This window comes from Actinoplanes sp. CA-015351 (assembly GCF_050955685.1).
In the GTDB taxonomy this organism is placed as follows: domain Bacteria; phylum Actinomycetota; class Actinomycetes; order Mycobacteriales; family Micromonosporaceae; genus Actinoplanes.
The window spans coordinates 4,397,031-4,423,502 of the sequence record NZ_CP192102.1; the positions used below are offsets into that span (position 1 = coordinate 4,397,031).

28 protein-coding genes are annotated in these 26,472 nt (G+C 70.2%); 14 read left to right on the forward strand and 14 right to left on the reverse strand.

The annotated features are described in order from the left end of the window. Nucleotides 1–60: 60 nt before the first annotated feature. Both ACQP2E_RS20370 and ACQP2E_RS20375 read right to left on the reverse strand, forming a co-directional pair. A complete protein-coding gene (locus tag ACQP2E_RS20370) occupies nucleotides 61–2,115 on the reverse strand; it encodes a TPM domain-containing protein (RefSeq protein WP_433824500.1) in 2,055 nt (684 codons plus the stop codon). A gap of 64 nt (nucleotides 2,116–2,179) precedes the next feature. After that, nucleotides 2,180–3,226, reverse strand: coding sequence for an aldo/keto reductase (locus tag ACQP2E_RS20375; RefSeq protein ID WP_433824501.1), 1,047 nt, complete (start codon nucleotides 3,224–3,226; stop codon nucleotides 2,180–2,182). Between the two features lie 89 nt (nucleotides 3,227–3,315). Between ACQP2E_RS20375 and ACQP2E_RS20380 the strand changes: the two genes are divergently transcribed. Further along, a complete protein-coding gene (locus ACQP2E_RS20380; protein ID WP_433824502.1) occupies nucleotides 3,316–3,918 on the forward strand; it encodes a TetR/AcrR family transcriptional regulator C-terminal ligand-binding domain-containing protein in 603 nt (200 codons plus the stop codon). Here the strand turns inward: ACQP2E_RS20380 and ACQP2E_RS20385 are convergent. Together ACQP2E_RS20385 and ACQP2E_RS20390 are read right to left on the reverse strand one after the other, a co-directional pair. Continuing rightward, nucleotides 3,905–4,594 (reverse strand): class F sortase, encoded by a 690-nt coding sequence (locus ACQP2E_RS20385; protein WP_433824503.1) that lies wholly within the window; start codon nucleotides 4,592–4,594, stop codon nucleotides 3,905–3,907. The two genes, ACQP2E_RS20380 and ACQP2E_RS20385, sit on opposite strands and share 14 nt — an antisense overlap. Continuing rightward, entirely contained in the window at nucleotides 4,591–5,427 is an 837-nt protein-coding gene (locus ACQP2E_RS20390) for a DUF4397 domain-containing protein (protein WP_433824504.1), read from the reverse strand. The genes ACQP2E_RS20385 and ACQP2E_RS20390 overlap by 4 nt, the downstream gene beginning before the upstream one ends. Nucleotides 5,428–5,576: 149 nt before the next feature. Here ACQP2E_RS20390 and ACQP2E_RS20395 point away from each other — a divergent pair, with 149 nt between their 5' ends. The 3 genes from ACQP2E_RS20395 (at nucleotide 5,577) to ACQP2E_RS20405 (ending at nucleotide 7,559) form a co-directional block, all read left to right on the forward strand. Further along, on the forward strand, nucleotides 5,577–6,155 hold the full coding sequence (locus tag ACQP2E_RS20395; RefSeq protein ID WP_433824505.1) for an RNA polymerase sigma factor: 579 nt from the start codon (nucleotides 5,577–5,579) through the stop codon (nucleotides 6,153–6,155). Further along, the gene (locus ACQP2E_RS20400; RefSeq protein ID WP_433824506.1) at nucleotides 6,109–6,837 is read left to right on the forward strand and encodes an anti-sigma factor; all 729 of its coding nucleotides are present in this window, start codon (nucleotides 6,109–6,111) and stop codon (nucleotides 6,835–6,837) included. Before ACQP2E_RS20395 ends, ACQP2E_RS20400 begins: the two co-directional genes overlap by 47 nt. Before the next feature lie 83 nt (nucleotides 6,838–6,920). Continuing rightward, complete coding sequence (locus ACQP2E_RS20405; RefSeq protein ID WP_433824507.1) at nucleotides 6,921–7,559, forward strand: fasciclin domain-containing protein; 639 nt, start codon at nucleotides 6,921–6,923, stop codon at nucleotides 7,557–7,559. Between the two features lie 33 nt (nucleotides 7,560–7,592). On the opposite strand, the gene ACQP2E_RS20410 is transcribed toward ACQP2E_RS20405, so the two are convergent. After that, nucleotides 7,593–8,177, reverse strand: a complete 585-nt coding sequence (locus ACQP2E_RS20410; RefSeq protein ID WP_433824508.1) for a TetR/AcrR family transcriptional regulator — start codon at nucleotides 8,175–8,177, stop codon at nucleotides 7,593–7,595. A 65-nt stretch (nucleotides 8,178–8,242) separates the two neighbouring features. On the opposite strand from ACQP2E_RS20410, the gene ACQP2E_RS20415 reads away from it, so the two are divergent. Continuing rightward, nucleotides 8,243–9,022 carry an SDR family NAD(P)-dependent oxidoreductase gene (locus ACQP2E_RS20415; RefSeq protein WP_433824509.1) on the forward strand — a complete coding sequence of 260 codons (780 nt, stop codon included), beginning with the start codon at nucleotides 8,243–8,245 and terminating at the stop codon, nucleotides 9,020–9,022. On the opposite strand, the gene ACQP2E_RS20420 is transcribed toward ACQP2E_RS20415, so the two are convergent. Then, complete coding sequence (locus ACQP2E_RS20420) at nucleotides 8,973–10,211, reverse strand: sensor domain-containing phosphodiesterase (protein ID WP_433824510.1); 1,239 nt, start codon at nucleotides 10,209–10,211, stop codon at nucleotides 8,973–8,975. The genes ACQP2E_RS20415 and ACQP2E_RS20420 overlap by 50 nt on opposite strands. A 44-nt stretch (nucleotides 10,212–10,255) precedes the next feature. Then, nucleotides 10,256–10,618: a MerR family transcriptional regulator gene (locus ACQP2E_RS20425; protein WP_433824511.1), complete on the reverse strand. Its 363-nt coding sequence runs from the start codon at nucleotides 10,616–10,618 to the stop codon at nucleotides 10,256–10,258. Between the two features lie 59 nt (nucleotides 10,619–10,677). On the opposite strand from ACQP2E_RS20425, the gene ACQP2E_RS20430 reads away from it, so the two are divergent. Beyond that, nucleotides 10,678–11,385 carry an SDR family oxidoreductase gene (locus tag ACQP2E_RS20430; protein WP_433824512.1) on the forward strand — a complete coding sequence of 236 codons (708 nt, stop codon included), beginning with the start codon at nucleotides 10,678–10,680 and terminating at the stop codon, nucleotides 11,383–11,385. A 297-nt stretch (nucleotides 11,386–11,682) separates the two neighbouring features. On the opposite strand, the gene ACQP2E_RS20435 is transcribed toward ACQP2E_RS20430, so the two are convergent. Beyond that, complete coding sequence (locus ACQP2E_RS20435) at nucleotides 11,683–12,783, reverse strand: hypothetical protein (protein ID WP_433824513.1); 1,101 nt, start codon at nucleotides 12,781–12,783, stop codon at nucleotides 11,683–11,685. Between the two features lie 50 nt (nucleotides 12,784–12,833). On the opposite strand from ACQP2E_RS20435, the gene ACQP2E_RS20440 reads away from it, so the two are divergent. Together ACQP2E_RS20440 and ACQP2E_RS20445 are read left to right on the forward strand one after the other, a co-directional pair. Beyond that, nucleotides 12,834–13,559, forward strand: a complete 726-nt coding sequence (locus ACQP2E_RS20440) for a hypothetical protein (RefSeq protein ID WP_433824514.1) — start codon at nucleotides 12,834–12,836, stop codon at nucleotides 13,557–13,559. Between the two features lie 153 nt (nucleotides 13,560–13,712). Beyond that, nucleotides 13,713–14,933: a low temperature requirement protein A gene (locus ACQP2E_RS20445; protein WP_433824515.1), complete on the forward strand. Its 1,221-nt coding sequence runs from the start codon at nucleotides 13,713–13,715 to the stop codon at nucleotides 14,931–14,933. Here the strand turns inward: ACQP2E_RS20445 and ACQP2E_RS20450 are convergent, their stop codons facing one another. From ACQP2E_RS20450 to ACQP2E_RS20465, 4 genes are all read right to left on the reverse strand, one after another. Beyond that, on the reverse strand, nucleotides 14,934–15,689 hold the full coding sequence (locus ACQP2E_RS20450; protein WP_433824516.1) for a DUF2382 domain-containing protein: 756 nt from the start codon (nucleotides 15,687–15,689) through the stop codon (nucleotides 14,934–14,936). A 160-nt stretch (nucleotides 15,690–15,849) separates the two neighbouring features. After that, entirely contained in the window at nucleotides 15,850–16,683 is an 834-nt protein-coding gene (locus tag ACQP2E_RS20455) for an alpha/beta fold hydrolase (protein WP_433824517.1), read from the reverse strand. A 67-nt stretch (nucleotides 16,684–16,750) separates the two neighbouring features. Beyond that, a complete protein-coding gene (locus ACQP2E_RS20460) occupies nucleotides 16,751–18,247 on the reverse strand; it encodes a molybdopterin-dependent oxidoreductase (protein ID WP_433824518.1) in 1,497 nt (498 codons plus the stop codon). 38 nt (nucleotides 18,248–18,285) lie between these two features. After that, nucleotides 18,286–18,927 carry a fasciclin domain-containing protein gene (locus tag ACQP2E_RS20465; RefSeq protein ID WP_433824519.1) on the reverse strand — a complete coding sequence of 214 codons (642 nt, stop codon included), beginning with the start codon at nucleotides 18,925–18,927 and terminating at the stop codon, nucleotides 18,286–18,288. 187 nt (nucleotides 18,928–19,114) lie between these two features. Here ACQP2E_RS20465 and ACQP2E_RS20470 point away from each other — a divergent pair, with 187 nt between their 5' ends. Genes ACQP2E_RS20470 through ACQP2E_RS20495 form a run of 6 tightly spaced genes read left to right on the forward strand, consistent with a single transcriptional unit; the run spans nucleotide 19,115 to nucleotide 24,617 of the window. Further along, nucleotides 19,115–19,810: a DUF1684 domain-containing protein gene (locus tag ACQP2E_RS20470; RefSeq protein WP_433824520.1), complete on the forward strand. Its 696-nt coding sequence runs from the start codon at nucleotides 19,115–19,117 to the stop codon at nucleotides 19,808–19,810. Between the two features lie 27 nt (nucleotides 19,811–19,837). After that, on the forward strand, nucleotides 19,838–21,337 hold the full coding sequence (locus tag ACQP2E_RS20475) for an ABC transporter substrate-binding protein (protein WP_433824521.1): 1,500 nt from the start codon (nucleotides 19,838–19,840) through the stop codon (nucleotides 21,335–21,337). Further along, nucleotides 21,337–22,293, forward strand: coding sequence for an ABC transporter permease (locus tag ACQP2E_RS20480; RefSeq protein WP_433824522.1), 957 nt, complete (start codon nucleotides 21,337–21,339; stop codon nucleotides 22,291–22,293). The genes ACQP2E_RS20475 and ACQP2E_RS20480 overlap by 1 nt, the downstream gene beginning before the upstream one ends. Beyond that, nucleotides 22,290–23,102 carry an ABC transporter permease gene (locus tag ACQP2E_RS20485; protein WP_433824523.1) on the forward strand — a complete coding sequence of 271 codons (813 nt, stop codon included), beginning with the start codon at nucleotides 22,290–22,292 and terminating at the stop codon, nucleotides 23,100–23,102. The genes ACQP2E_RS20480 and ACQP2E_RS20485 overlap by 4 nt, the downstream gene beginning before the upstream one ends. Next, entirely contained in the window at nucleotides 23,099–23,887 is a 789-nt protein-coding gene (locus tag ACQP2E_RS20490; protein ID WP_433824524.1) for an ATP-binding cassette domain-containing protein, read from the forward strand. The genes ACQP2E_RS20485 and ACQP2E_RS20490 overlap by 4 nt, the downstream gene beginning before the upstream one ends. Next, the gene (locus ACQP2E_RS20495) at nucleotides 23,877–24,617 is read left to right on the forward strand and encodes an ABC transporter ATP-binding protein (RefSeq protein WP_433824525.1); all 741 of its coding nucleotides are present in this window, start codon (nucleotides 23,877–23,879) and stop codon (nucleotides 24,615–24,617) included. Before ACQP2E_RS20490 ends, ACQP2E_RS20495 begins: the two co-directional genes overlap by 11 nt. Here ACQP2E_RS20495 and ACQP2E_RS20500 read toward each other — a convergent pair. Then, a complete protein-coding gene (locus tag ACQP2E_RS20500; RefSeq protein WP_433824526.1) occupies nucleotides 24,614–25,330 on the reverse strand; it encodes a tetratricopeptide repeat protein in 717 nt (238 codons plus the stop codon). The genes ACQP2E_RS20495 and ACQP2E_RS20500 overlap by 4 nt on opposite strands. After that, nucleotides 25,327–26,121, reverse strand: a complete 795-nt coding sequence (locus tag ACQP2E_RS20505; RefSeq protein WP_433824527.1) for an MBL fold metallo-hydrolase — start codon at nucleotides 26,119–26,121, stop codon at nucleotides 25,327–25,329. The genes ACQP2E_RS20500 and ACQP2E_RS20505 overlap by 4 nt, the downstream gene beginning before the upstream one ends. Nucleotides 26,122–26,472 lie beyond the last annotated feature (351 nt).

Below are 26,472 nucleotides of genomic sequence, written 5' to 3' on the forward strand. Positions count from 1 at the left end.
CACCCACTGCGGATGTGGTTACACCCGCAGTGGGTGTGGGCCCAAAAAAGGAATTTGGGTCTAGAAACGGCCGCCGCCCCCGCGACGCCCGCCTCCGCCTCCGCCACCGGTTCGGCGGGCCCGTGACCCGCTCCCGCCGAACCCACCATGCCCGAAACCACCATGCCCGCCCCCGCCGCCGCGCATCGCCCCGGACAGAATTCCGCCGAGCACCGCGCCGGCAATCTGCCCGGCGTCGACGCCGCCGCCGCGCCCGTAGCCGCCGCTGCTCCAGCTGTTCACGTCCGCCTGTGCGGCATGCCCCGCCGCGGCGGCCAGCTGGCGAGCCTGCGCGACCTCCTGCGCCGCGGCGTGCGCATCGGTCGCGGCCAGCTGCTCGGCCAGCGCCAGGTGCCGCAGCGCCTCGGAGAGCCGGACTCGGGCGTCCGGCCCGACAGCGCCGCGTCGCGTACCGATGAAGTCGTTGGCCGCGGCGATCTCGGCGCGAGCGAGCGGCAGAGTCTGTGCGAGCACGGCCCGGGCGCGCGCGTCACGTTCGGCCTGGTCGACGGCTGCGGCGAGGGCGACGTCGAGCGCGGCGTCAGCGGCCTGGAGCCGCGCCACGACCGCCACCGGGTCCGGCCGGGCCGCGCCCAGCGCCTGACGGGCTTCCGCCAGGGCAAGTTCCCCACCGGCGACAGCAGCACCGAGACCGCCGGCGTCAGTACCGGCGCGTGCGCCGGCCATGGCCGCCCGACCGGCAGCGATCTCCCCGGTGATCTCGGTGATCAACGCGTCAGCGGCGGCCCGGGCAGCCGGCAGATCGGCGACCGCCTTGCCGACCGCCGTGACCAGCTGCTCCGCCTGATCGATGGCCTGCTCAGCGGCCCGCACCGCAAGCGCCGCCTCAGCCCGCCCCGCCCCGGCCCGGGCTGCCTCAGCCGGCCCTGAACCGGCCTGCCCCGCCTCAGCCGGTCCTGCCTCAGCCTGGGCTGAGGAGTCCGAAGCGGCCGAGCCGGCAAGTGCCGCCCGTGCCCGCCCCAGCGCATCGGCCGCGAACGCCAGCCGCTCCCGCGCCTGGCCGACATTGCCCGCGACACCCGTGACCGAGTCCCCGCTGTAGCGTTCCGCCAGCTCCGTGACCGCAGCACCCGCCTCGGCGAGCCCGGCCTCGATCGCCACTCGCTGCCGCTCCAGCTCGCCGGCGACCTCGGCTGCCCGCCCTTCCAGATCCCGGAGCTGGTCGAAGGCTTCCGACTCCGCGTCCAGCCGCGCGTCGGCCGCCTCACAGAGCTCGATGATCCGCAGGAGCGTGCCGCGGCGAGCGGCAGCGTCCGGTGCCGGCTCCTCCTCAAGGGTCATCCGCAGCCGGAACGCCTCCGCCACGTTCCCCCGGGCGAACGCCAGCGCCTCGTCGAACGGCTTCGTGACTGTCACCCCGTATTGCGCCGAGGCCAGCGAACCTTCGCGCTCACTGGCCCGCAGGTTGTCATCCAGTTCGATGAGCAGCGCGTTCGCCCGGGTGCTCAGCTCTTCCAGGCTGGGACCAGCGGCGACCTCCGGAACCGGGGCCGGCTTCCGGCGCCGCCGCAGCATCACCCACACCAGCGCGCCCACCAGGATCAACCCGATGAACAGCACTGCCCAGATCAGGCCGCCGCTGCCGCCTGCCGCTTCCTGAAAACCGGCCGCACCGGCAACCACCGCACCGGACCAGTCACCCTTCGCCAGCGCGGGCTCGATGTCGTTCTCGGCAACCTCCGCCAGCTCGCTGTCGCTCAGCCTCGAGTCGTCCGGAAACGAATAGGCATAGGAACGATCCACGGTGGCGACAGCCAGCAGCGCGTCCCGGTCACCCAGGTCGCTGAGCTGGGCCGTCTCGTCGGTCCACTGCTGCGCCGGCACGGCGTCGAACGACTCGACGAACACCACCCACAACTGAATCCCGGTCTCCCGCTGCAACTCGGCGAGCGCGTCGTCGATCGGCGCACGGTTGTCGACGGCGTCAGCCCGGTCGATCACCTGCATCTCCAGCCGCAGCGGCGCATCAGCGCGCGCCGCGCCAGGCCCTGCCAGCAGAGCAGCCACCAGCACCACGAACGGCGCGACCAGAACCCGCCACCTCGAAACCGTCACCACCTCAACCTAGTGTGCGCGCTCCCCGCGCGACTCCAGCCCTTCACCGCGTACGCACAAGCGCTCACCGAGAGTGAGAAAGAGACCCTGGGTTGAGTTTTGCGAATCCCTCTTGGCGCTGGTAGGGGAAGTGCGGGTACGGGGCGGTGCGGTCGCTGGCGGCGTCGAGGCGGGCGATCTGGTCGGCGGTGAGTGACCAGCCGGCCGCGCCGATGTTCTGGCGAAGCTGTTCCTCGTTGCGGGCGCCGATGATCACGGTGGCGACGGTGGGGCGCTGCAGCAGCCAGTTCACCGCGATCTGGGGCACGGCCCTGCCGGTCTCCTTCGACAGTTCGTCGAGGACGTCGACGACGCGGAACACGTGCTCGTCGTCGACCGGCGGCCCGAAGTCGGCGGTCGTGTGCAGGCGGCTTCCGGCGGGCAGCGGCGTGCCTCGGCGGATCTTGCCGGTGAGCCGTCCCCAGCCCAGCGGGCTCCAGACGACCGCGCCGACGCCCTGGTCGAGGCCGAGCGGCAGCAGTTCCCACTCGTAGTCGCGCCCGATCAGCGAGTAGTAGACCTGGTGCGCGACGTAGCGGCTGCGGTGGTCGCGGTCGGCGGTTGCGAGCGATTTCATGAGTTGCCAGCCGGCGAAGTTGGACACCCCGAGGTACCGGATCTTGCCGGCCCGCACGAGGTCGTCGAGGGCCGCGACGACCTCGCCGATCGGGGTGCCCGCGTCGAAGGCGTGCAGCTGGAACAGGTCGATGTGGTCGGTGCCGAGCCTGCGCAGCGCGGATTCGACCGAGCGCCGCAGGCGGGCGCGCGACGTTCCCCAGTCCTGCGGTCCGTCGCCGGTCGGCAGGCCGCTCTTCGTCGAGATCAGCACCTGGTCGCGCCGGCCTTTGATCGCCTGGCCGAGGACCTCCTCGGAGGCGCCGCCGGAGTAGACGTCGGCCGTGTCGAACAGGGTGATCCCGGCGTCGAGACAGATGTCGACGAGGCGGCGTGCCTCCTGCGCGCCGGTGCTGCCCCAGGCTCCGAAGAGTGGTCCGGACCCGCCGAACGTCCCGGCGCCGAAACTCAGTGCGGGCACCATCAGCCCGGACGCCCCAAGCCGTCGATGTTCCATGATTCATCCTCTCGCTAACGGGTCTATGGTTCCGTTAAGGCGAGGACTACGCTAGCAGCGTTGTCGCCTAATGAAACTGAGGTTCCGTTATGACCGTCGGCACAGTGCGGCCGGGTGGGCGGACCGCCCGGGTACGCGCCGCCGTCCTGAAAGCGGCCGCCGACGCCCTCGTCGAGCACGGCTTCGACCGCCTGGACCTGGCCGACGTGGCACGCCGGGCGGTGGTGGGCAAGACAACCGTGTACCGCCGCTGGCAGACGACCGCGAACCTGGTCGCCGACCTCCTCGAGGACATGGCCGACCAGTCGTCACCGCGTACCGACACCGGCTCGGTGACCGAGGACCTGCGTGCCAACGCCCGCCTGGTCCAGCGCACGGTGACCGATCCACGGCAGGGCCCGCTGTTCCGCGCGGTCATCGTGGCCGCGACCTGCGACGACCGCGCGGCCGAGGCGCTGCGCCGGTTCTATGCGGTCCGCATCGCGGAGTGGTCCCCGTGCGTGACGGCGGCGGTCGCGCGGGGCGAGCTGCCGCCCGGCACCGACGCCGCGGAGGTGATCCGAGCGGTGTCAGCGCCGCTGTACTACCGCCTGCTGATCAGCGGCGATCCCCTCGACGAGCAGGCGGCCGACCGCGCCGCCGCGGCAGCGGTGGCAGCGGCCCGGGCCGGCGCCTACCTCACCGTGCCGTGACGACCACGTTGTCGCGGTAGTGCCGCGTCGCCGCGTCGAACGGCCCGCCGCACGTGATCAACGTCAGCCGCACCGAGCCGTCCCGGGCGAAATACCGCTCCAGCGGAACCGCCACCTTCCGATACCGTTCGCGCGCCACCACCTCGAAATCCCGTGTCACACCCCCGGGACCCGCCAGCGTGATGACATCGCCCGCGCTCAACGAGCCGAGCCCGAAGAACACACCCTTCCCCTGGTCAGCGGCATCCACATGGCCGGCCACCACGATCGACCCCGCCTCCGCGTCGAATCCCGGCCCGAACCGGTACCACCCGACCCGGCCCACGTCCGCCGGGACCGCGAAGTCCCCGCTCCGCGCGTCGATGCCTACGGCCTCGACAGCCGCATCCACCCCGAGCGCCGGGATGCGCAGCCGGCTGGGTGCCTCCGCCGCCGCAACTGCCAGGTCACTGCCGTCATTGATGGGTACGCCCGAGCCCGGCGACGCACTCGCCGAGAAAGGGGCGCTCGCCGAGAAAGGGGCGCCGGAAAGGGCGGCGGCCGGCGCCCCGAAGTCAGCTGCCGGCCGCGACCGCACGAGCACCACGGCGAACGCCGATACCAGGACCACGCCCACGACGAGCAGGGCACGCCCCGGCCGGAACCGGGACGTGCCGCCGTGTCCGCTGATGCTCATCGCCGCCCGGCAACAGCCCGGCGTCCGGTCGCGAACCGCGCCAGACCGGCCAGCAGGAGCAGGATTCCTGCCGCCCCGACGCCGTACCACGGCAGTCCGGCACCCCGGTCGGCCTGCCCGCCGTCACCACTGGGCACCCCACCCGGCGCCGAGTGCAGCCCGCTGATCGTCTGCGCCACGATGTCGAGGGTCTTCTCCTCGGCCGAGCCGACCGCGTACACGATCGTCGCGGTACCCTCCTTCAGGTCGAGGTCGGCCGGGCCCAGCACCCGGGTGTCGGTCCCGGCAAGAACCACATCGGCCGAGACAACCCCGGCGTCCACATCGGCCTTGGCCTCCTTGGGGTTGGTCAGCCCCTCGAACACCGGCGACCCGCCCGCCCGCACGTCAACCGCCGGCGCCGCTGCCGTGTGGCGCACGATCAGCCGGGCCTTACCCGCCGCCAGCTTGGCGGTGTCGTTGACGAACGGCGTCAGCACCGGCTTGCCGTCCTCACCGAGATGCGCCACCAGACTGATGTCGGCGTCACCCGGCACGTCGGCGTCATCGACGGTGAGCAGCGCGTCGCCGATCGGCTCACCGGGCTTGGTGAGTGCGATGTCGTACTGACCGGCCGCGAGGCTGAGCGGACCGGCGACCTTGCCCGGCTCGAACCCCTCGATCGTCTTCTCGCCGTTGACGTAGACGTCCACCGGCTGCCCCGGAATGCCGTGCACCACCGAGACTTTCGCATTTGCCCTGCCGAACGCGAACGCCGGCGTGGCGGCCGTGCCGAGAGCGATCAGCACGACCGCTCCGGTTGCGGCCGCACGGCGAAGGTGAAGGATGCGCATCGGGACTCCCTCGAACAGATGGTGGGTGTGTCCAGTCCTTCGCCACGACGGCCGTCCGTGGATGCGTCCGGAAAAAACAGAATCTGGTGCATCCAGCACGGCACCGCCGAACGAACCACCAGGAGAACCTCTGTGCGGAAGGGAGGTCGATGGGCTCCGACGACGAGCTCGCCGAACGGTTACGCGACGGCGACGAGAAGGCTTTGCGGACGGCCTATGACCGGCATGGATCAGCCGTGCTCTACCTGGCCCAGCGGATGCTGGGCAACCGGGCCGACGCCGAGGACGTCACCCAGGTGACGTTCGTGGCGGCGTGGGCGGGCCGGGACACGTTCGATCCGCAGCGCGGCACGATGCTGGGCTGGCTGCTCGGTATCGCGCGGCGCAAGGCCGTCGATCGCTTGCGCTCCGCCGCGCGCGACGAGCGAGTGACAGAGACGGTACGCGCACAGCTCGCCCCACCCGACGACAAGGAAACCCCGGAACGGGTCGTCGACCGGCTCGTGGTCGCCGACGAGCTGGGCCGGCTGCCGGACGAGCAGCGGCGGACCCTGGAACTGGCGTTCTTCGACGATCTCACCCACCCACAGATAGCCGCTGTCACCGGAATGCCTCTCGGTACGGTCAAGAGTCATATCCGGCGCGGAATGGCTGTCCTGCGACGTCGCTGGGAGGTGGACGGTGCAGCATCTGGATCCCGATCGGCTGGTCCTTCTCGCGCTCTCTGAGGAGCAGTTCGACCTCGACGAGTCGGATCATCTGACTCAGTGCGCCGGCTGCCGGCACGAACTGGACGCGTTGCGCGACGTCGCCGAGATCGGCGCGGAGGTTCAGGGACTGCGGGACCTGCCTGCCCCGCCGGAGCGGGTCTGGCGGGCGATCGAGGAGGACGTCGCCGTTGCTTCGCGGCGGCCACTGCGGTCGGTTCCGGACAGTGCTTTACGCGTACCCCAGGGGGTGGAAAGGCGGAAGCGGGCCGCCTGGCGCAAGCCGGTCCTGGCTGCGGCGGCAGCCGCGGTGCTCGCGGTGGCAGGGACGGTGACCGTCACGCGGTTGCTGGACCGGCCGGCGACCGAGCAGGTGACCGCTCGGGCGACCCTGAGTCCGCTCCCGGCGGTGAACGCGGCCGCAGGTGGGAGTGTGCGCGTGCTCTCCGATGGGGTGATGCGCATCGATGTACGGAATCTGCCGCTGACCACCGGTTTTCACGAGGTGTGGCTGATCGATCCGGACGACGTCACGAAGATGGTGGCTCTTGGCACGCTGCCTGATGCCGCCGACGTGGTGCTGCCGGTACCGCCCGGCACTGATCTGAATCGGTATCGGCTGGTGGATGTCAGCGACGAGCCGCACGACGGGGACGCCACGCATTCGGGGCGGAGCCTGCTGCGCGGAACGCTGACCTATTAGGTGCATCCAGATCGGTCGGCCGGAACGAAGGACGGGGTGGTGGCGACGACGCCACCACCCCGTTTCCGGAAGGACGCACAACGATGAGGTTCAATCGAGCCACAGCCGCGATCGTCGCCTCCACCGTGGCTTCGTTCGCCGTGGCAGCCCCGGCATCACCGGCGGCCGCGCACACGACAGGCACGCGCTCGCTGGCGGCGGTGCTGACCGCCGACAAGAGCGGTTTCGACCGCAACGGCCGTGATTTCGACATCCTGACCGCGGCCGTGCAGGCCGTGCTGAAGGCGAAGCCGAACAGCGCGGTCGGTGTGCTCGCCGACGGCAAGGTGGCGCTGACCGCGTTCATCCCGAACGACCTGGCGTTCCGCAAGCTCGTCGCCGACATCCAGCACACCAGGCGGCTGCCGGGCGAGAAGAAGGCATTCACCGCGGTGGCCGGCCTCGGCATCGACACTGTCGAATCGGTGCTGCTCTACCACGTGGTGCCCGGCGCGACGATCAACCGCAAGGCCGCGCTGAAGGCCGACGGCGCCCGGCTGACGACGGCAGCCGGCTCGGCGATCAAGGTGGATGTGTACGGGCACTACTGGAAGCGGATCAAGCTGATCGACGCCGACCGCAGTGACCGCGACCCGCGAGTGATCAAGTTCGACGTGAACAAGGGCAACCGCCAGATCGCGCACGGCATCGATCGGGTGCTGCGCCCGATCGATCTCCCCTGATCCGAGGCGGACCGGACGGCGGGGCGGGCTTTCTCAGCCCGCCCCGCCCAGGTCGCTCACGGCACCGAAGGCGGCGGCGAGCAGGTCGCGCAACGGCACCGAGCCCCGCAGGCGGGTCCACTCCTCGCCGGCGGAGTCGAGGCAAGCGATGGCGGCGGCGATGACGGTGCCGGCACGCAGGTCGCCGGTCTTGAGCCGCCGCTTCACCTCGGGCAGCAGATCGGCTCGCCACTGAAGGTGTTTCTCCACGCTGCGGGCGCGCAGGGACGGTGTCCCGTACATCATCTCGGAGATCTTCAGCAGTCGCTCGTGATCGGCGGGCTCCTGATCGATCTCGGTCAGGACGGCGAGCAACGACTGCCAGACCGGCTCGTCGTCAGGCCGGCCAGCGAGAGCGGCAGCGACCCGCGCGCCGTCACCGGACAGGCCGCCGAGGACGATGTCCTCCTTCGTCCCGAAATAGCGGAACACCGATCGCCGGGAGACGCCCGCGGCGGCCGCGATGTCGTCGAACGTGGTGGCCTCGAAACCCTTGTCCAGGAACAGGTTCATCGCCACGTCGACGATCTGGGCGACGGCATCGCGGCGCGCGCGGCTCCACAGGCCTTCACTGGTCACACCCGGGATCATATCCCATGATGCCTGATTGACACTGAGTGCCAGACAGTCTTAGGGTGTCACCCATGAATCCCGTCGAATACCGCAGCGAGACCGTCCTCGTCACCGGCGCCAGCTCGGGGATCGGGGCCGAGTTCGCCCGCCGGCTCGCCGCCCGCGGCGCGCGCCTCGTCCTGGTCGCCCGCCGCCGTGACCGCCTGGCGGCCCTGGCCGCCTCGTTGCCCACCGAGGTCACCGTGATCGCGCTCGACCTCACCACGCCCGGCGCCGGCGCGCTGCTGGACAAAGAACTAACGACACGCGGCATCGAGGTCACCAGCATCGTCAACAACGCCGGTTTCGCCACCCACGGCGCGTTCCACACCGAGGATCCGCAGCGCCTCGCCGCCGAGATCGCTCTCGACGTGACAAGCGTCGTCGATATCAGCCGCACGTTCATCGAACGACTGCGCTCCCGTGGATCCGGCTTCCTGATCAACGTGGCGAGCATGGCCGCCTACCAGGCCAATCCGACGATGGCGGTCTACGGGGCGACCAAGGCGTTCGTTCTCCATTTCACCGAGGCACTCTGGTACGAGTCACGCGGCACCGGCCTGCGGGTGCTCGCCCTGTCCCCCGGTGCGACCGATACCGAGTTCTTCTCGGTCGCCGGTGAGGGCGCCGACGGCGGCACCCGGCGGATGAGAGCGGGCGACGTCGTGGAGACCGCGCTGTCCGCTCTTGATCGCCGCAACCCGCCGCCGAGCGTGGTCGCCGGCCGGCTCAACCAGATCTCGGCCGCCCTGGTCCGGCTGATCAGCCGGCGTCAGGCAACCGTGCTGATCGGGAGGCTGATGAAGGCCTGACGGGTAGATCCGCGGGCCGGGCGAAGTGATAGCCCTGGGCACAGTCCACGCCGATCTCCACGAGCCGGGCGCCCTCCGGTGACGACTCCACGCCCTCGGCGATCAGGGTCGCGCCGATCCGGCCGGCGAAATCGTTCAACGACCGGGCCAGCGCGATCTTCACCACGTCGGAGTCGATGTCGCGTACCAGGCTGATGTCCAGCTTGATGATGTCGGGCCTCAGCTTCAGCACGTGATGCAGACTCGCGTACCCCGCACCGGCATCGTCGATGCTCAGCCGGATCCCGGCCCGGCGCAGCGAGTCGAGCGCGCCGGTCAGCAGCTCGTAGTTCTCCACCTGGGTGTGCTCGGTGATCTCCACGGTGAGCCCGCCGCCGGCGTGCGCCAGCAGGGTGTCGCGGACCTCGGCGTCGAGCAGCGCCTCCGCGGAGAGATTCACCGCCAGCCACGTCCCGTCCGGCAGATCGGGCAGCCGGCCCAGTGCCTGCCGCAGCGCCAGCGACTCCAGGGCCACACCGAGTCCACATCGGGCCGCCTCCGCGAACGCGATGTCCGGGCGGGCGAACACCTCCGGATCGAACCGCGCCAACGCCTCGAACCCCACCGTCGCCCGATCACGCAATCTGATCACCGGCTGGAAGACCATCCGCACAGCTTCCCGATCAAGAACATTCTGTACGGTCCGGCGCGCCACCACCGCGGCATGACGCTGCTGCGCGACCGGGCTGCTCATGTGGTCACTGATCACGTCGGCGATCAGTCCCATGTACCGCACCGACTGGTCGTCGAGCGACGGGTCGGGATAGCGGCTGATGCAGCACAGCATGCCCGCGACATCGCCGTCCGGTCCACGCCACGGCACCCCGACATAGGAACCGATCCGCAGGTCGCGGGTGGACGCGAGATCCCGGGCCACCGGATGCCGGCGGGCGTCGTTGACCACACCGGGCAGCGTGCCGGAGAGGACCCGCTCGCAGTAGGAGTCCTTGAGATCCCGGCCCCGCCCGACCTGAACACGCATCGCCTCGACCGCCCCGGTCGCCGCACAGATCATCTGCTGGTCGGCGACGAACGCCGACACGAAGGCGACGTCAACCCCGAGATGCATCCGTACGAGACTCAGCAGGCGCTCGACCTCGGCGATGTCGGCGAGACCGGGCTGCCAGGGCGTGGTCTCGAGTGTTTGCACGGGTGCACTGTCGGCGGGGGCCGTACCTGTCTGAGGTTTTCTTGTCAGATCTTGACGCAGCCGTTCGCCGGGTCCTCGGACAATGCGATCACCGCGTCCAGGCGGTCCCGGGTACGCGTCAACCCGGCGATCTGCTCGTCGATCCGCGCCCGCTCGGCGGCCAGCCGGGCCCGCGAATCCGGCGTGTTCACCTGCGCTTCGACGCAGGGCAGCAGCTCGACGATGGTTTTGCTGGAGAGCCCGGCCTCGTACAGCATCTGTATCAGTTTCACCCGCTCGATCGCGGGCGCCCGATAGTGCCGCTGGCCGCTGTCACTGCGGCCGGCGGTGATCAGGCCCTGCTCCTCGTAGTACCGCAGCGCCCGCACGCTGACGCCGGCCTCGGACGCCAATTCACCGATACGCACTGTGACTCCCACCATAGAACTTGCCTCTGACGTCAACGTCAGGTTCTAGCGTAGCCCGCATGCAGATCAACGGAGCAAACGTCCTGGTCACCGGCGCAAACCGAGGCCTCGGACGGCAGTTCGCCCACTCCCTTGTCGCTCGCGGCGCCGCCAAGGTCTACGCCACCGCGCGCCGCCCCGAGCTGATCGACGTACCCGGTGTCATCCCGCTGCGTCTCGACATCACCGACCCGGCGTCGGTGGCGGCCGCCGCGGCCGAGGCCCCGGACGTCCAGATCCTGATCAACAACGCCGGCATCTCGACCGGCGCCAACCTGATCAGCGGCGACCTGGACACCATCCGCAGCGAGATGGACACCCACTTCTACGGCACGCTGAACGTGATCCGCGCGTTCGCACCCCAGCTGGCCGACGGCGCGATCCTCAACGTGCTGTCCGCGATCTCCTGGCTCGCCTACGACGGAGCCGGCGCCTACCACGCGGCGAAGGCGGCCGAGTGGGCGCTGACCAACGCCGCCCGCCTCGAGCTGGCAAAGCAGCGAACCCTGGTGACCGGCCTGCACCTGGGCGCCGCCGACACCGACATGATGGCCTGGTACGAGGGCGACAAAACCGCCCCGGACGTGGTGGTGAAGGCAGCCCTGGACGGCATCGAAGAGGGCCGGCCCGAGGTTCTCGCCGACGCGTGGAGCCGCCAGGTGAAGGCCTGGCAGTCCGAGGACCCGAGCGTCATCTACCGCGAGGCCGCAGCCGCCCTCACGGCGTAACGGCCCGCCCCGGCACCGGCTCTGCCGTCAGAACCCGGTGCCGATGTACAGCAGGGAGACGAGATCGTCGGCGCCCGCGCGAGAAGCAGACCCCGGTATCGGCCGGGGCACCGGCCGCGACCACCTCGGCGTACGCCGACGACTTCGCCACCAGGGAGACCGCGGTGTCGGTCGGCTCGACGGGAGGCTCCCGTTCTCGAAGACCGCGCGCACGGTCAACGCCTCGGTGTCGAGGATGTACATGCGCAACGACTCCGGCACAGGTCCACCGATTTCTTGGGAGGCCCGAACTGCCTGCTATGCCGTGCCTCCGGTCAGCTCGAACTCCGCCCGCGCCGACACCACCCCATTAACCTGCAGAGCCACCCCGTGCGGCCCCGCGTAGTAACGCCGCGTCGTGATCGGCCGGAACGAGTGCTCCCGCACGACCCGCATCTCCTCACCCGGCTCCAGCGTCCGGGTGGTCAGCTTGAACGTCTTTCCGCTCTGCGACCCGTCGGCCCTGTGGTGGTAGACCACATAGTCCACAGCGATCCGCGCCGCCTCGGTACCCGTGTTGCGCAACACGGCCGAGAAGCTCAGCACCCCGCCGACGGCAACGGTCCCCTCGCCGAGGACCGGCCCCTCGACGTCGATCGTGGCAGGAGCAAACCCGAGCGTCGCCAACGCTCCCGGGTGGCCCTTCTTCACGAGGGTACGCAGACCGCGCCGCACCACCGACGCCGTATGCGCGTCAGCCTCGGCCAGCCACCGGCCCGCCGTCTCGACGACCAGCCCGGGCTGGTCGCGGCTCAGGTCGTTGAGGTGGTTGCCGACCGAGCGCCGCACGTATTCGCTGTCGTCGCGGTACAGCGCGTCCAGGATCGGCACCGTCACGCCGGCCCGGCTGATCACCTCCGGCACCCGGATCGACCAGGGCAGATAGGGCCGGGTCCCCTCGGAGGCGAGCCGCCGCACGTCCGGGTCCCCGGACGCGGTCCAGTCCCGCACGATCGCCAGGGCCCGGTCCAGGTCGTGGCGCAGCAGCGTCCGAATCGCGAACTCGGCCGTCAGCCGCCCGGTCAGCTCCGCCAGCAGACCCATCGCGTCGTCGAAGGCCTCCGGGCCCCCGTCGGCGACCGCTTTCGCCGCGACGGCGCTGGTCACCGGCCAGATCATCCAGCCGGCGAGCAACGGCGCACTGCGCCGGACGACATCGGCGAACCGCGTGTAGTCCCCGGGCAGGTCCGCGAGCAGCGCATCCCGCAACAGGTCGGCGCGCTCCCGCAGCGCCAGCCCGTCCAGCCGGCCACCGGCTTCGGCGAGATTGCCGAGAGCAGCCGACGGCACCACACCGCGGACAGCACCGATCAAACCCTCAGCGGCCCGAGCATTGATCAGCTGATCTGCGAACGGCATGACGAAACGTCCTCCCCGCCGGATTCCGGTGACACCGCCGGATGCCCATAATGATCTCCCCTACCGCCTCGACGAAAGGCACCGACCCGTTGAGGAACGGCCTCGCCCTGCTGGGCGCCCTGCTCGCCGGCATCATCGGCGCCACCGCCGGCTCCTATGCCGGCGCTCTCAGCCCCGATCCGCTGCCGGGCGACACCGCGTCTCTCCTGCTGGCGCAAGAGATCCTCCCGGGGGTCACTCCCGCCGGTGAGCGGGATCGCCGAGATTTTCTGTACGGCTCACGGCTGGGCGACGAGGAGTACGGCCCGGGTTACGTCAGCATCGCCTACGAGCCGGACACCGACCGGCCCGACAGCGACACCGCCTGCCGCCTCGACCACACCGCCCGCACCCAGGCGGCGGCCGCCGGCTGGAATGACTTCGGCAGCCTCTCCTGGTACCCGTGCGAGAACTGGAGCGCCGAGCGCGACCACCTTCTCGTGACCTACACCCATGACGATTTCGGCCCGGTGCTGACGTTCTACCGCGCCTCCAGCCTCGCCACCGCTGCCGGAACGCTGATCGGCGCCATCCTCGGCGCCTGCGCGGGAGCAACCGCCTTCCACGCCCTGCGCCGGCGCCGCCTGCTCCTGGTGATCCTGTCGCTTCCGGGTGTGCTGCTCATCCCCGTCGCGGCGCTCTACCTGATACCCCTCATCCCCGCCGAGAGTGACGGCCCGGCCCCGCCTCTCTGGGCCGTGTGGGTAACCCTCCACCGGCTGTTCTTCTTCTACTGAGGTCCACGATTCCCTGTCTTGGTTGCCTCGGCGGCCGTGAGACGGCGGTGAGACCGGCGGTGAGGGCCGGCCGGGTTGGGGCACGGGGCGCGGTTGGTGGTGGGCTTGCCGGGGTAGCCCTGTGCCGTGTCAGCCGACCAGGAGTCCGAAACCATGTCCGGAGTGTCTTCCGAGGACCGTGAACGTCTTGACCGTGAGGATCGGGAGGAGCGGGAACTCGTCCGTGAACCCGATGTGAATCAGGAGACGAATCGGTCGGCGACCCGGCTCGAGCTCTTCTTCGACCTGGCGTTCGTGCTGTTCGTTGCCGGTTGCGCGAACATGCTGGCGAAGGACGAGACCGCTGCCGGAGGGCTGAAGTTCGCGGCGGTTCTCGGGGTGGGCTGGTGGGCGTGGGCCAGCGCCACGCTGTACGCCAACCGGTTCGACACCGACGACGCGATCTTCCGGCTGCTCACCCTGACCGGCATGGGCGGGGTGATCGTGATGGCCGCGTCGGCTGATCAAATCACCGGTGCGGCCGGCGCGTGGTTCGCCCTCGGGTACGTCACCTTGCGGATCGCGCTGGTCATCGGCTACCTGCGGGTGTGGCGGACGCTGCCGGAGACCCGGTCGGGCATCAGGCCGTACCTGATCGGCCACGCCGCCGGGGCCGGCTTCTGGCTGGTCTCGCTGATGGTGGCGGCGCCGGGCCGGTACGCCCTGTGGGCTGTAGGTGTCCTGGTCGACGTGATCGGCCCGGCCGTCGCCGCGCGGCTGCCGGACGCTCCGCCACTGCACATGGAGCACCTGCCGGAACGGTTCGGTCTCTTCGTCATCCTGCTGCTCGGTGAGTCCATCGCTGCGACCGTGCACGGCTTGCACGACGGCAAGTGGGCTGCCGGTGTGGTGTCCACCGCGCTCGCCGCGTTCCTGCTGGCCGCCGCCCTGTGGTGGTCCTACTTCGACCTGTCCGGTGGCGCCGCGAAACGCCGGCTGGTGCAGGAGGGTGACCGGACGCACGAGGGCGTACACGACTTCTATGTGTACGCCCACCTGCCGATCGCGATCAGCCTCGCCGCCGTGGCCGTCGGCCTGGAACACGCCATCGTGCACGGCGCGGAAGGCCACCTCAGTTCCGGCACCCGCTGGGTGCTCGGGGCGGGTCTGGCCGGTTACCTGGTCAGCGCCGCCCTGATCCAGGGCGTGCTCTCGCATCGGTACCGGGCTGTCCTGATCTGGCCGGGACTCGGTGTCCCGGCCATCGTACTGATCATGGTCCTTGATCTTGCGCCTGCTGTGCTGGTCGGACTCTGCGCGGCTGTGCTGATCGCCGGCGTCGCCACCGGTATCCGCCAGCACCGGCACGGCGAGATCAAGGTCGCCAAAGTTTGATCAGCGGCGGTCGCGGCCCTTGTCGCCGTCGAACTCGATCTGCTCCTTGCGGACCTGGCCGCTGACCGTCTCCTCGTCGCGGACCGTCTCGGTACCGAGGCGTACCCGCTCGACCGGCACGGCTTCGGTGTTCACGACCGGGCGCTCGGCGCGCAGGGTGACCTCGTGCTCGGCCTCGGTGATCTCCGGGCCGTCGTAGGCGTCGCCGGCGTTGGCGTCGGTGATCGGCTCACGTTCCAGGCGAACCTCCTCGCGGGCGACCGGCACGCTGACCGACTGCTGCTCGGTGACCACGTACTTGCGCAGGCGCGCCTTACCGACCTCTTCGGTACGCGTGTCGGCGACCAGCTTCTCCTCCGAGCGTGTCATCGAGCCGCTGTCGCCGGTGCTGTCGTGGTAGCTGTCGTCGTACCCCGCCGCGTGCCGGCCCTCGGCGTTGCCGCTGTCGCGCAGCCCGTAGTAGGTGTAGAGCTCCACCTCCTCGGCGGGCGAGACCGCGCCGTCGGCGTCGATCCGCGGTGCGTCCTTGATCTTGCCCTTCGGGTACGAAACGGTGATCCGGTCGCCGGAGTAACTCGCGGCCTGGAGCGGGACGAAGGTCTCCTTGGTGCCGAACAGCCCGGTCCTGACGGTGACCCACTTGGGGTCGCCGCCCTGCGCGTCGAGGTAGACCTCGCCGACCGAGCCGACCTTGTCGCCGTCGGTGTCGTACACGTCGGCGCCGGCGAGCCGGGCGATGTCGTTCTGGGTGATCACGGCAATTCCTTTCGAGGGGGAAATGATCGTGAAACAATTCCTGCTGCCTCGAAACTGCCCGTGCTTTTCGCATGCAAACGGCAACCACCACGCCATACTTCGACGCGACGGGGAATTCAGCTTTTCGGAGTCAGAAAACCGACTCCGCGTCAATTCAGGTTTATGCCTTTCCGCCCGGGGCAGGGGCGTCACCTGCTGACCACGCGCGGTGATGCACGAACGCGACGGCCTCGGCGGCGAGTTCCGGGCCGGCCGTGGTCACCGCGTTGTGGGCGGCGCGCGGCAGGGACATGCTCCGGCCGGTCGCGGCGAGCCTCGCGGCCCGCGCGATCCAGGACGGCGGGGCGATCGGGTCGTGCTCGCCGCGCAGGACCAGGACGGGCGCCGCGACCAGGGGCAGCCGCTGTGCCATCGGGTGCCGGGTGCTGTGCCGCAATGTTCGTAGCACTCGCGCGACACCGGCGTCGCGGACGTCACGGGCGATGATGCGGGCCTGTTGCGGATCCTCGTGGGCGAGGTCGCGTACCCAACGCCAGGCCTGACCCGCGGGGGTGGGCGCGTCCGGGTCGACGGTCGGACCGACCAGGACCAGCGCGGCGGCCAGTTCCGGACGCCGGACGGCGAGCTCGACGGCGACCTGGCAGCCGAAGGAGTTGCCCAGCAGGACCGCTCCGGACAGGCCTTCCGCGTCCATCAGGCCGGCCATCGCGGTCGCGTGCCCGGTCACGTCGAAGGCGCCACGCGGATTCTCGGAGAGGCCGAAACCCGGCAGGTCCGGCACGTAGACGTCGCCGGGCAGTGCCAGGGCGGTCGGCATCAGGTATCGGTGCGACACCGCGAGCCCGTGCAGCAGCACCCACGGGATGCCGGGTTCCGGCGAGCCGGTCCGGGATCGCACGTGCAGTTTCAGGCCGCCGACAGTGACCCGACGGCTGGTGAATCCGTGATCCGGCCGGGGCGCCGCCATGGCCGCCCGGGCCTCTGCCGCACTCATGCGGGCCATTCGCCGGATTCTCATGATCAGCGTTTACCCCCGTTGCCGCATCCGCACCCTGAAAAGCTCAGGCGACGGTCACCGAGATCGTGTGATGGCCGGTCGCGCCGTCCGGGTAAGGCGTGGCCCGGTCGGCGGTCTGCACCTCACCGGTGCGGTCGGTCGCGCGGACCGACAGAGAGTGCGGGCCGGACGGGGCCGGCCAGCGGTAACGCCACTGGACCCAGGTGTCGATCGACGGGCTCGGGAGCAGCTCCGCCTCGGTCCAGGCGCCGCCATCGATGCTGATCTCCACCTTGCTGATGCCTCGCTGCTGCGCCCAGGCCACGCCGGCCACGGTCACCGGGCCGGCCGGCGGCTGGGCGAACGGTTTCGGCTGGTCGATGCGGGATGCGGTCTTCACCGGGCCGCGGGCGGCCCAGCCGCGTTCCACCCAGTACGCGTCGAAGGCGTCGAACGTGGTCACCTCGAGTTCGGTGAGCCACTTGCAGGCGCCGGCGTACCCGTAGAGGCCGGGCGTGAGCATCCGCACCGGGAAGCCGTTGACCAGGGGCAGCGGTTCGCCGTTCATGCCTACCACCAGCATCGCGTCGCGGCCGTCGAGCAGCAGATCGATCGGCGTGCCGATGGTCATCCCCTCGGCCGACCGGGCGACAACCTGATCGGCGCCGGCTCGGACGCCGGCTTCCCGCAACAGCGGAGCCAGGGGTACGCCCAGCCAGCGCGCCGTCCCGGCATAGGGACCGCCGACCTCGTTCGACACGCAGTTGAGGGTGATGTCTCGTTCGATCAGAGGGCGGTCGAGGAGTTCGGCGAAGGAGAAGCCGAGTTCGTTGCCGACCATGCCGTGGATGCGCAGCCGCCAGGTGTCCAGGTCGATCCGGGGAATCGTCAATGCCGTGTCGACGCGGTAGAAGTCATCGTTGGCCGTGTAGAAATTGGCGCCGCTGAACGGTTTCGCCGGGTCGGCCGGCGCGGGCAGCCGCACCGCTTCGCGGCTGGTGCTGGCGGCGCCGGCACGAACCTCCCGCACACCGTAGACACCGCCGGCCGCTGCCGCGGTGCTCCCGGCGAAGAGCGCGGCCGCCCGCAGGAAAGCACGCCGATCGAATTCGAGACCCGATGAGTCAGCAGTCGTCGAGGAAGAAGATCGCAACAGGACCCACAACACCACCCCCGAGATGGCGGCTCCCATCAGGGCCGGCACCGCGTCGATCGTCGTGGCGGCCGGGCGGGTCAGGGCTGCTGTCGCGCCGACCACCCCGAGCAGCGCGGCTCCAGCCGCCCCGGCGACCCGCCACCGCACCGCCAGGACGCCGACCAGGGCGGTGAGCAGCGCCAGGGCCAGCACGATGCCACCGAGGAGCACCGGCTTGTCGCTGGTGCCGAATGTGCGTACCGCGAATTCCTTGACCGGAGCCGGCGCCGCGTCGATGAGCGCGCCCCCGACGGCGGTGAGCGGACCGGCCTGGGGCCGGGTCGCGGCAGCGAGCAGTTCCGCCGCCGCGACCCCGAATGCCGCGGCGAGGATCCCGCTGGCAGCGCCGATCGTGATTCCTCGCATGACGTGCCCTCCGTAAGAGGTCCGAAGCCCGGAAAGGGTCAGCTCTTCGGCATCAGGACGGAGTCGATGATGTAGACGTTGGCGTTGGCGGTCTGGACGTTGCCGCAGATCACCGCGGCGGAGCCGTCGACGGTGAAGTCCTCGCCGCTGCCGCTGACGGTCAGCTCGTCGCCCTCCAGCGTCTTGTGGGTGCCGGCCAGGTCGGCAGGGGTGAGCTTGCCCGGTACGACGTGGTAGGTCAGGACGCTGGTCAGGGTCTTCTTGTCGGCGAGGACCTTCTTCAGGTCGGCCTCCGGGATCTTGCCGAAGGCGTCGTTGGTGGGTGCGAAGACGGTCACCGCCTCGGCGGTGTTCAGCGAGTCGACCAGGTCGGCCTGCTTCACGGCGGAGACCAGAGTGCTGAGCAGCGGGTTTCCGGAGGCGGCGGTAGCGACCGGCACCTGGGCCATCGCCTGGAAGCTGCCCGCGTTCGCCGGGTCGGTGGGGACCGCGGCGCAGCCTGGGCCGAAATTGGTCATGCTGGTCATGGCCGGGGCGCTGGACGCCGCCATCGTGGGCGCCATGGTCGCCGTGGTCGCGGCCGGGGCCGCGTCGGCGTCGCTGTCACTGCTGCCGCAGGCCGTCATGGCGAGGGAAAAGAGAACAGTGGCGGAAACAGCGGCAATTTTGTACGTACGCATGATTGTGGTTCCTCTCGGTTTTTGTTCTGACACCTCCGATTCGGGGCTGGTCCGGCGGCGGATTGGTCGGATTGGCGAGAACTTCAAAAACTTCCCGGCGGCAGTGTGACCACCGTGACCATGGCTGTTACTCCTACTTGAGTTGTAGGGTTAGCGCAGCCGTAGTCAAGATCAACTGTGGGGCACCATGACGCAGAACACAGCAGCTCAGCAGCATGCCGCGTGGCAGGAGGATCGTCGTCGCGCGGTCACGTCCGCGACCGGCAACCTCGCGTTGATCGAGACCCGATGGGGCTCCGACGATCCGGACGCCGCCCTCGCCGGTCAGCCCGCCAGCGTCACCGCCACCCGGCTGTCGCGCCGCGACCCCTTCAACGGCGAGATCCAGCGCGGGGTGCGCCTGTGGGACGCCGCGTCGCCCGCCATCACGAGCTTCGAGGGCATCGACAGCTACCCGTACGACCCGGCCTGGGTGCTCGAAGCGACCTACACGGACGTGCCCGGTGATCGCCGGGTGCCGTTCCAGCACGCGCAGGACGCCGGTTTCACCCGTGACCTGCCGGTCCCCGGTGACCTGCACCTCACCGTCGGCGGACGCGACTACACACTGAGCGCCTTCGACGACGACGGACGGTTGCTGCTGGTCTTCGGCGACCCGACGAACGGCGACCCCGCCAACGGCGGCGAGACCTACGGCGCCGGCCGGTTCCTGTTCGTCGACCGTGAGCCGGGGCAGCAGAACGTCGTCCTCGACTTCAACCGCGCCTTCGTGCCGCCGTGCGGGTTCTCCGAGCACTACAACTGCCCGATGCCGCCCCCGCAGAACCGCCTGCACCTGCCGGTACGCGCCGGCGAGAAGCTCGCCGTCTTCCGCACCATCTGAATGCCTCATCCGAACCGGAGATCCCCCGTGAAAAGGCTTTTATCCACCCTCACCGTGCTCGCCCTGGCCGGCATCCTTGCCGCCTGCGGCAGCGATGAGGACAGCTCGTCGAGCGCCGCCGACAGCAGCAGCGCGGTCATTCAGGTCGGTTCGGTCTATGAGCCGCAGAACCTGGACAACACCGCGGGCGGCGGCCAGGGCGTCACCGAGGCACTGAACGGCAACGTGTACGAGGGTCTGTACAAGCTGACCGACACCGGTGCTGTCGAGCCGTTGCTCGCCAAGGACCAGAAGGTCAGCGACGACGGCCTCACCTACACGTTCACCCTGCAGCCGAACGTGAAGTTCCACTCGGGCAAGGCGCTGACCTCGGCCGACGTGAAGGCCAGCGTCGAGCGGGTGACAGCGGAGAACTCGAAGTCGGCCCGTAAGAGCAACCTCGCGGTGATCAAGACAATCGCGACGCCGGACGACGCGACTGTCGTCTTCACGCTGTCCAGCCGGTCGATCTCGTTCGTCTACAACCTCAGCTACATCTGGATCAGCAACGCGGCGGCAACCGACCTGACCACCACCGCTGACGGCACCGGCCCGTACAAGTTCGGCGAGTGGAAGCGCGGCTCGACGCTGTCGCTGACCAGGTTCGACGGGTACTGGGGCACCGCCGCGAAGAACGCCGGGGTGGTGTTCCACTACTTCACCGACGCCACCGCGCTGAACAACGCGCTGCTCACCAACGCCGTCGATGTCGTCACCAGCGAGCAGAGCCCGGACGCGCTCGCGCAGTTCAGCGGCAACGCCGGCTACCAGGTCAACGACGGCAAGGGCACCACCAAGCTGCTGCTCGCGTTCAACGACAAGGTCGCCCCGTTCGACAAGGTGGCCGTGCGGCAGGCCGTCAGCCAGGCGATCGACGACAAGAAGCTGCTCACCTCGATCTGGGGCGAGTACGGCACCGAGATCGGCTCGATGGTCCCGCCGACCGACCCGTGGTACGAGGACCTGACATCGGTCAACGCGTACAACGTGGAGAACGCCAAGAAGCTGCTGGCCGACGCCGGTTTCCCGAACGGCTTCACGTTCTCGCTGGACACCCCGAGTTACGACCCGCACCCGACAGCTGCCACGTTCATCAAGAGCGAGCTGGCGAAGGTCGGCATCACGGTGAACATCAACACGATCACCGCCGACGAGTGGTACACGAAGGTGTACCAGAAGCGGGACTTCGCGGCGACGCTGCAGGAGCACGTCAACGATCGTGACGTGGTCTGGTACGGCAACCCCGACTTCTACTGGGGCTACCACAACACGCAGGTCACCGACCTGGTCAACAAAGCGGAGCAGGCCACCACGACCGACGAGCAGACCGCACTGCTCAAGCAGGCCAACAAGATCATCGCGGAGGAGGCGGCCAGCGACTGGCTCTACCTCTACCCGCAGATCGTGGTCGCGTCGTCGAAGCTGACCGGTTACCCGGTCAACGGCCTCAACGCCCAGTTCTTCGCGTACGGGATCGTCAAGAGCTGATGATCCGCTACCTGCTGCGGCGGACCGCGATCCTTCTGGTGTCGCTGTCCGCCGCAGCAGTGGTGCTGTTCGTGCTGCTCCGGCTCCTGCCGGGCGACCCGGCCAACGCCCTGCTCCCGGTCGGCGCGACCGCCGAGCAGATCGAGGCCGCCCGCCGGGAGCTCGGCACGGATGCCCCACTGCTCTCCCAATTCTTCAGCTGGCTCGGCGACGTCGTCACGTTCGACCTGGGGAAGTCGCTGGTCAGCACGCTGCCGGTCGGTGACGAGATCGCCGCCCGGCTGCCTGTGACGGTGCCGCTGACCCTCGCCGCGTTCACCCTCGCCGTGCTGATCGCCGTGCCGGTCGGGGTGCTGGCCGCGGCCCGCGCCGACCGCTGGTACGGCCCGGTCATCAACGCTGTCGCCCAGCTCGGCATCGCGGTGCCGGCGTTCTGGGTCGGCCTGCTGCTGATCACCGTGTTCGCACTGAACCTGCAGGTCCTGCCGGCCGGTGGTTTCCCGCCTGACGGCTGGTCCGACCCGGGCGCGGCGGTCGAGGCCCTGGTCCTGCCGGTGATCACGGTCGCCCTGGTGATGTCGGCGTCGCTGATCCGGTACGTACGCAGCGCCACCCTCGACGTGCTCGGCGCCGACTATCTGCGTACCGCTCGCGCGCTCGGCGCCACCTCGTCGCAGGCGATGTGGCGGCACGGGCTGCGCAACGCCGCCGTACCGGTGATCGCCGTGCTCGCCATGGAGCTGGCCACCACGTTCCTCGGCGCGGTCGTGGTGGAGAGCGTCTTCGCCCTGCCCGGCCTGGGCGGCATGCTGGTCCGCGGGATCAGCCAGCACGACTACCCGGTGATCCAGGGGATCATGCTGGTCAGCACCGCCACCGTCCTGGTCGTCGGCTTCCTCGGCGACCTCGCCCAGCGGCTCGTCGACCCGCGCCTGCTGCACCGGAGCACTTCATGACCCGGCGTCGTTCGCTGCACCTCGCGGCCGGGCTGCTGCTGGTCGCCGTGGTGGCCGGCGGGGTGCTGCTGTCGTACCTGTGGCTGCCGTTCGCCCCGGACGACACCTCCGGTGGCCGGCTCGCGCCGCCCGGCGGTGACCACCTGCTCGGCACCGACAAGCTCGGCCGGGACCTGTTCACTCAGCTGCTGATCGGCGGTCGTATCGCGATCGGCACGGCGCTCGGCGCGGTCACCGTCGGCGGCGTGCTCGGGGTGAGCTTCGGGCTGGTCGCGGGGTTCGCCACCCGCTGGCTCGACGACGCCGCCGCGGTGCTGCTCGACATCCTGATCGCGTTCCCGACGCTGCTGCTGGCGATGCTGATCGTGGCCGGGGCCGGCGCCTCGCTCGCCACCGCCGTGATCGCCATCGGGCTGGCGATGTCCGCGGTGGTGGCCCGGCTGACCCGGGTCCTGGTGAAGCAGATCCTGGCCCGCGACTACATCACCGCGGCCCGGGTGGCGGGCATCTCCTGGCCGCGGATCGTGGTCAGCCACGTGCTGCCGAACATCGCCCCGACCGTCTCGGTCAACCTGGCCCTGCAGGCCGGGCTCGCGGTGCTGGCCGAGGCAAGCCTGTCCTATCTCGGTCTCGGCACGCCGCCGCCGAACGCCTCGTGGGGCCGGATGCTCTACCAGGCGCAGGCCACCGTGCTGGTCGCGCCGGTGGCGGCGCTCGCACCGGGCATCGCGCTGGTCGCGCTGGTGATCGGCGTGAACCTGACCGCCGACGGGTTGCGTGACTTCACCGATCCCAGGAGATCCCGATGAGCCTGCTCACCGTCGACGGCCTGACCGTCCGCAACTCCGGCGGCAGCGCTCTCGTCGACGACGTCTCGTTCAGTGTGGCGGCCGGTGACCGGACCGGGCTGATCGGCGAGTCCGGGTCCGGCAAGTCGCTGACCGCCCTGGCCGTGCTCGGCCTGCTGCCAGCGGGCCTCACCGCGACCGGCTCGATCCTGCTGGACGGCGCCGACATGATCCGCGCGCCACGCGGGCACGGCGAGGTCGCCGCGATCGTATTCCAGGAGCCGCTGACCGCACTCGACCCGCTGATGACCGCCGGGCGGCAGATCGCCGCGCCGATCCGCCGGTTCCGCGGCCTGCGCGGCGGCGCGCTGCGTGCGGCCGTCACCGAAGCGCTGCGCGAGGTCCACCTCACCGACGCCGAGCGGATCGCCCGCTCCTATCCGCATCAGCTCTCCGGCGGGCAGCGCCAGCGGGTCGCGATCGCGATGGCCCTCGCCTGCCGGCCGAAACTGCTGATCGCCGACGAGCCGACGACCGCCCTCGACGTGACAGTGCAGGCCGAGATCCTCGACCTGCTCGACCGGAGCGTCGCCACCAGGGGCACCGCACTGCTCTTCATCACCCACGATCTGCCGGTCGCCGCACGCGTCGTCCGCGACACCCACGTGATGCGCGACGGCCGGATCGTCGAGTCCGGGCCGATCACGTCGCTGATCACGTCGCCGGCACACGAATACACCCGTACGCTCGTCGACAGCGCCCGCCGCTTCGACGCCGCTCTGAAACGGACCGGCCGTGATTCTTGAGGCACGCAACATCGGTTTCGCGTACCGCTCCGGCGCCGCCGCGCTCACCGGTGTCTCGCTCGCCATCGAGCCCGGGCGCAACGTCGCCCTGGTCGGCGAGTCCGGCGCGGGCAAAACCACGCTGTTGCGCATTCTGCTCGGTCTGGCTCAGCCTTCGAGCGGAGAGCTTCGGTACGCCGGAAGCCCGCTGACCCGTCCCCGGATGCGCGACTACCGGCGGAGTGTCCAAGCGGTCTTCCAGGATCCGTACTCGTCGCTGGACCCGCGGCACCGGATCGGCCGGATCGTCGCCGAACCCCTGCGCGGGCTCGGCCTCGGTGCCGACCCGGCCCGGGTCGCGGCGGCGCTGGACGCGGTGGGGCTGCCGGCCGATGCCGCCGGACGGCACCCGCACGAGTTCTCCGGCGGGCAGCGGCAGCGGATCGCGATCGCCCGGGCCATCGTCGGCAACCCCCGCCTGCTGCTCGCCGACGAACCGGTCAGCGCTCTCGACCTCACCACCCGGGTACGCATCGTCGACCTGCTGGCGTCGCTGTGCGCCGAACGCGATCTGACCATCATGCTGGTCTCGCACGATCTCGGCGTGGTGGCGGAGTTGTGCCGGCACACCGCGGTGCTGGAGCACGGACGTCTGGTCGAGCAGGGCGACACCGACCGGGTTCTCGGGGCGCCTTCTCACCCGTACACCAGGAAATTGATCGAAAGCGTGCCGCGCCTCCCCTCGGTCTAGAGGAACGCGGCTCGCGGGTCTTGGAGGAGGCCCCTGGTGTGTTCCTGGGCGAAAGCGGCCGGGCCCAGCGCCTGGACGGCGGCGGCGCGGACTTTTGCCAGGTCGGCGGCGTCGTCGGGGTCGGGGACCTGGTAGATCGCGTGGAACGCTGCTTCGGTGACGCCGAGCATGCGCGCCGCGCCGGCGTGGTCCCCCTCGGCGGAGGAGAGCGCCGCGCCGGCCAGACAGACATAGGGTACGAAATCGGCCCATTCGTTGGCGAAGACCCGCTCGCGGATCTCGGCGAACAGCGTGCGGGCGGTGTCCAGGTTGCCGAGGCCGAGTTCGCAGAAGGCCAGGTTGTGGTACTCCGAGTTGACCGTCTCCGGCCGGCCGAGGGATTCGTTGAGCGCGATGCTCTCGCGGTAGAGATCGCGGGCTTTCGCCAGGTCACCGGACATGCGGGCGACGGCCGCCAGGACGTGACGGGGCCGTTCCTCCAGGGCCCGCTCCCCCGACTTGGTGGCGACGTCCAGGGCTTCGCGAGCGTGGGCCTCGCCCAGGTTCAGGTCGCCGCCGCGGATGGCGACGCGGGCCAGACTGTACCGAGCCTCGACCTCGCCTGCCGGGTCGCCGGCCTGCTGGGCCCGGGTGATCTCGGCCTCGCTCATCCGCACGACCGCGTCGGTCTCACCCCGCCGGAACGCCGACCGCACCCTGTCGCTGAACGTCATCCGACGACCTTACGTGCCTGGCGCAACAGCTCCGGATCGTGGGCGTTGACGATCGTGAGGCCTGGTGATGCGGTGGTCCAGAGCTGGCGCAGGTTGTCGTGGTTGGCCTTGACCCGCTGCCTGTCGCAGGCGACGACCTGTTCCATCACGGTGAGAATTCTGGGCGCTTTCTGGCCTTTCTTCAGGATCTGTGCTCGGTGGTAGAACGCGTCACCGGCGTGCAGGATCCAGCGATCGCCGGCCTCGACCGCCACGGCGGCGTGGCCGCGGGTGTGCCCGGACAGGCCGACCAGGACGACGCCGGGCAGGATCTCGGTGGCCGCCGCGAAACCCCGCCACACGTCGCCGCGCTCCGGGTCGTGTTCGACCAGGTTCGGGCGGTGCTCGCGCTGGGCGGGCAGGTACCGGCTGCGTTCGTTGGCGGTACGCGGATGCTGGGCGGCCCGCGATTCGGCGGCGGTCAGGTGCACCCGCGCGTGCGGGAAGTCGGCGAGCCCACCGGCGTGGTCGACGTCGAAGTGGGTGAGCACGATGTCGCGTACGTCGGACGGCTGGTACCCCAGCTTCTGGATCTGCCGGATCGCCGTCTCGGCGGGGTCGAGCACCGGCCGGATCAGGTGCCGGGCCGAGCCGATACGCCGGGCGGGCTCCTCGATGTCCCACAGCCCGAACCCCGAGTCGACGAGCACCAGGCCGCCGGCGGTCTCCACGAGAAGAACGTGGGCGACCAGGCTGCCGCCGGTGGCCGGGGGCCGCATGGTGCCGCAGTTGAGGTGCTGAACCGTCGGCATGTGGCCCCCTGGGGGTGTTGTCGCGTCACGGTGCCCGGCCGGGCCCCGTGGTGGCGGGGTGATTCGCCATGACGGTAGTGGAGGGGTGCCGTCACCCGACCGCCGCGTCAGGGGGGGTGACGACGCTGACGCACCGCTCAGCTGCCGGGCCCGCGCGTGTGGACATGTCCGGCTTGTGCTTGCGGTCGCGATTTCGGCGTCGACGCGACCGTGGGGACAAGCCAGCCTCGCGTGGGTCGCGCATCGGGCCGCCCGCACGACCGCGAGAGCTGCTGCCGGCTGTCGCTCATGGCTGCCGGCTGTCACACATGGCGGCCGTGGGTGACAGCCGGACCTCCGGCTGGTGCCTGC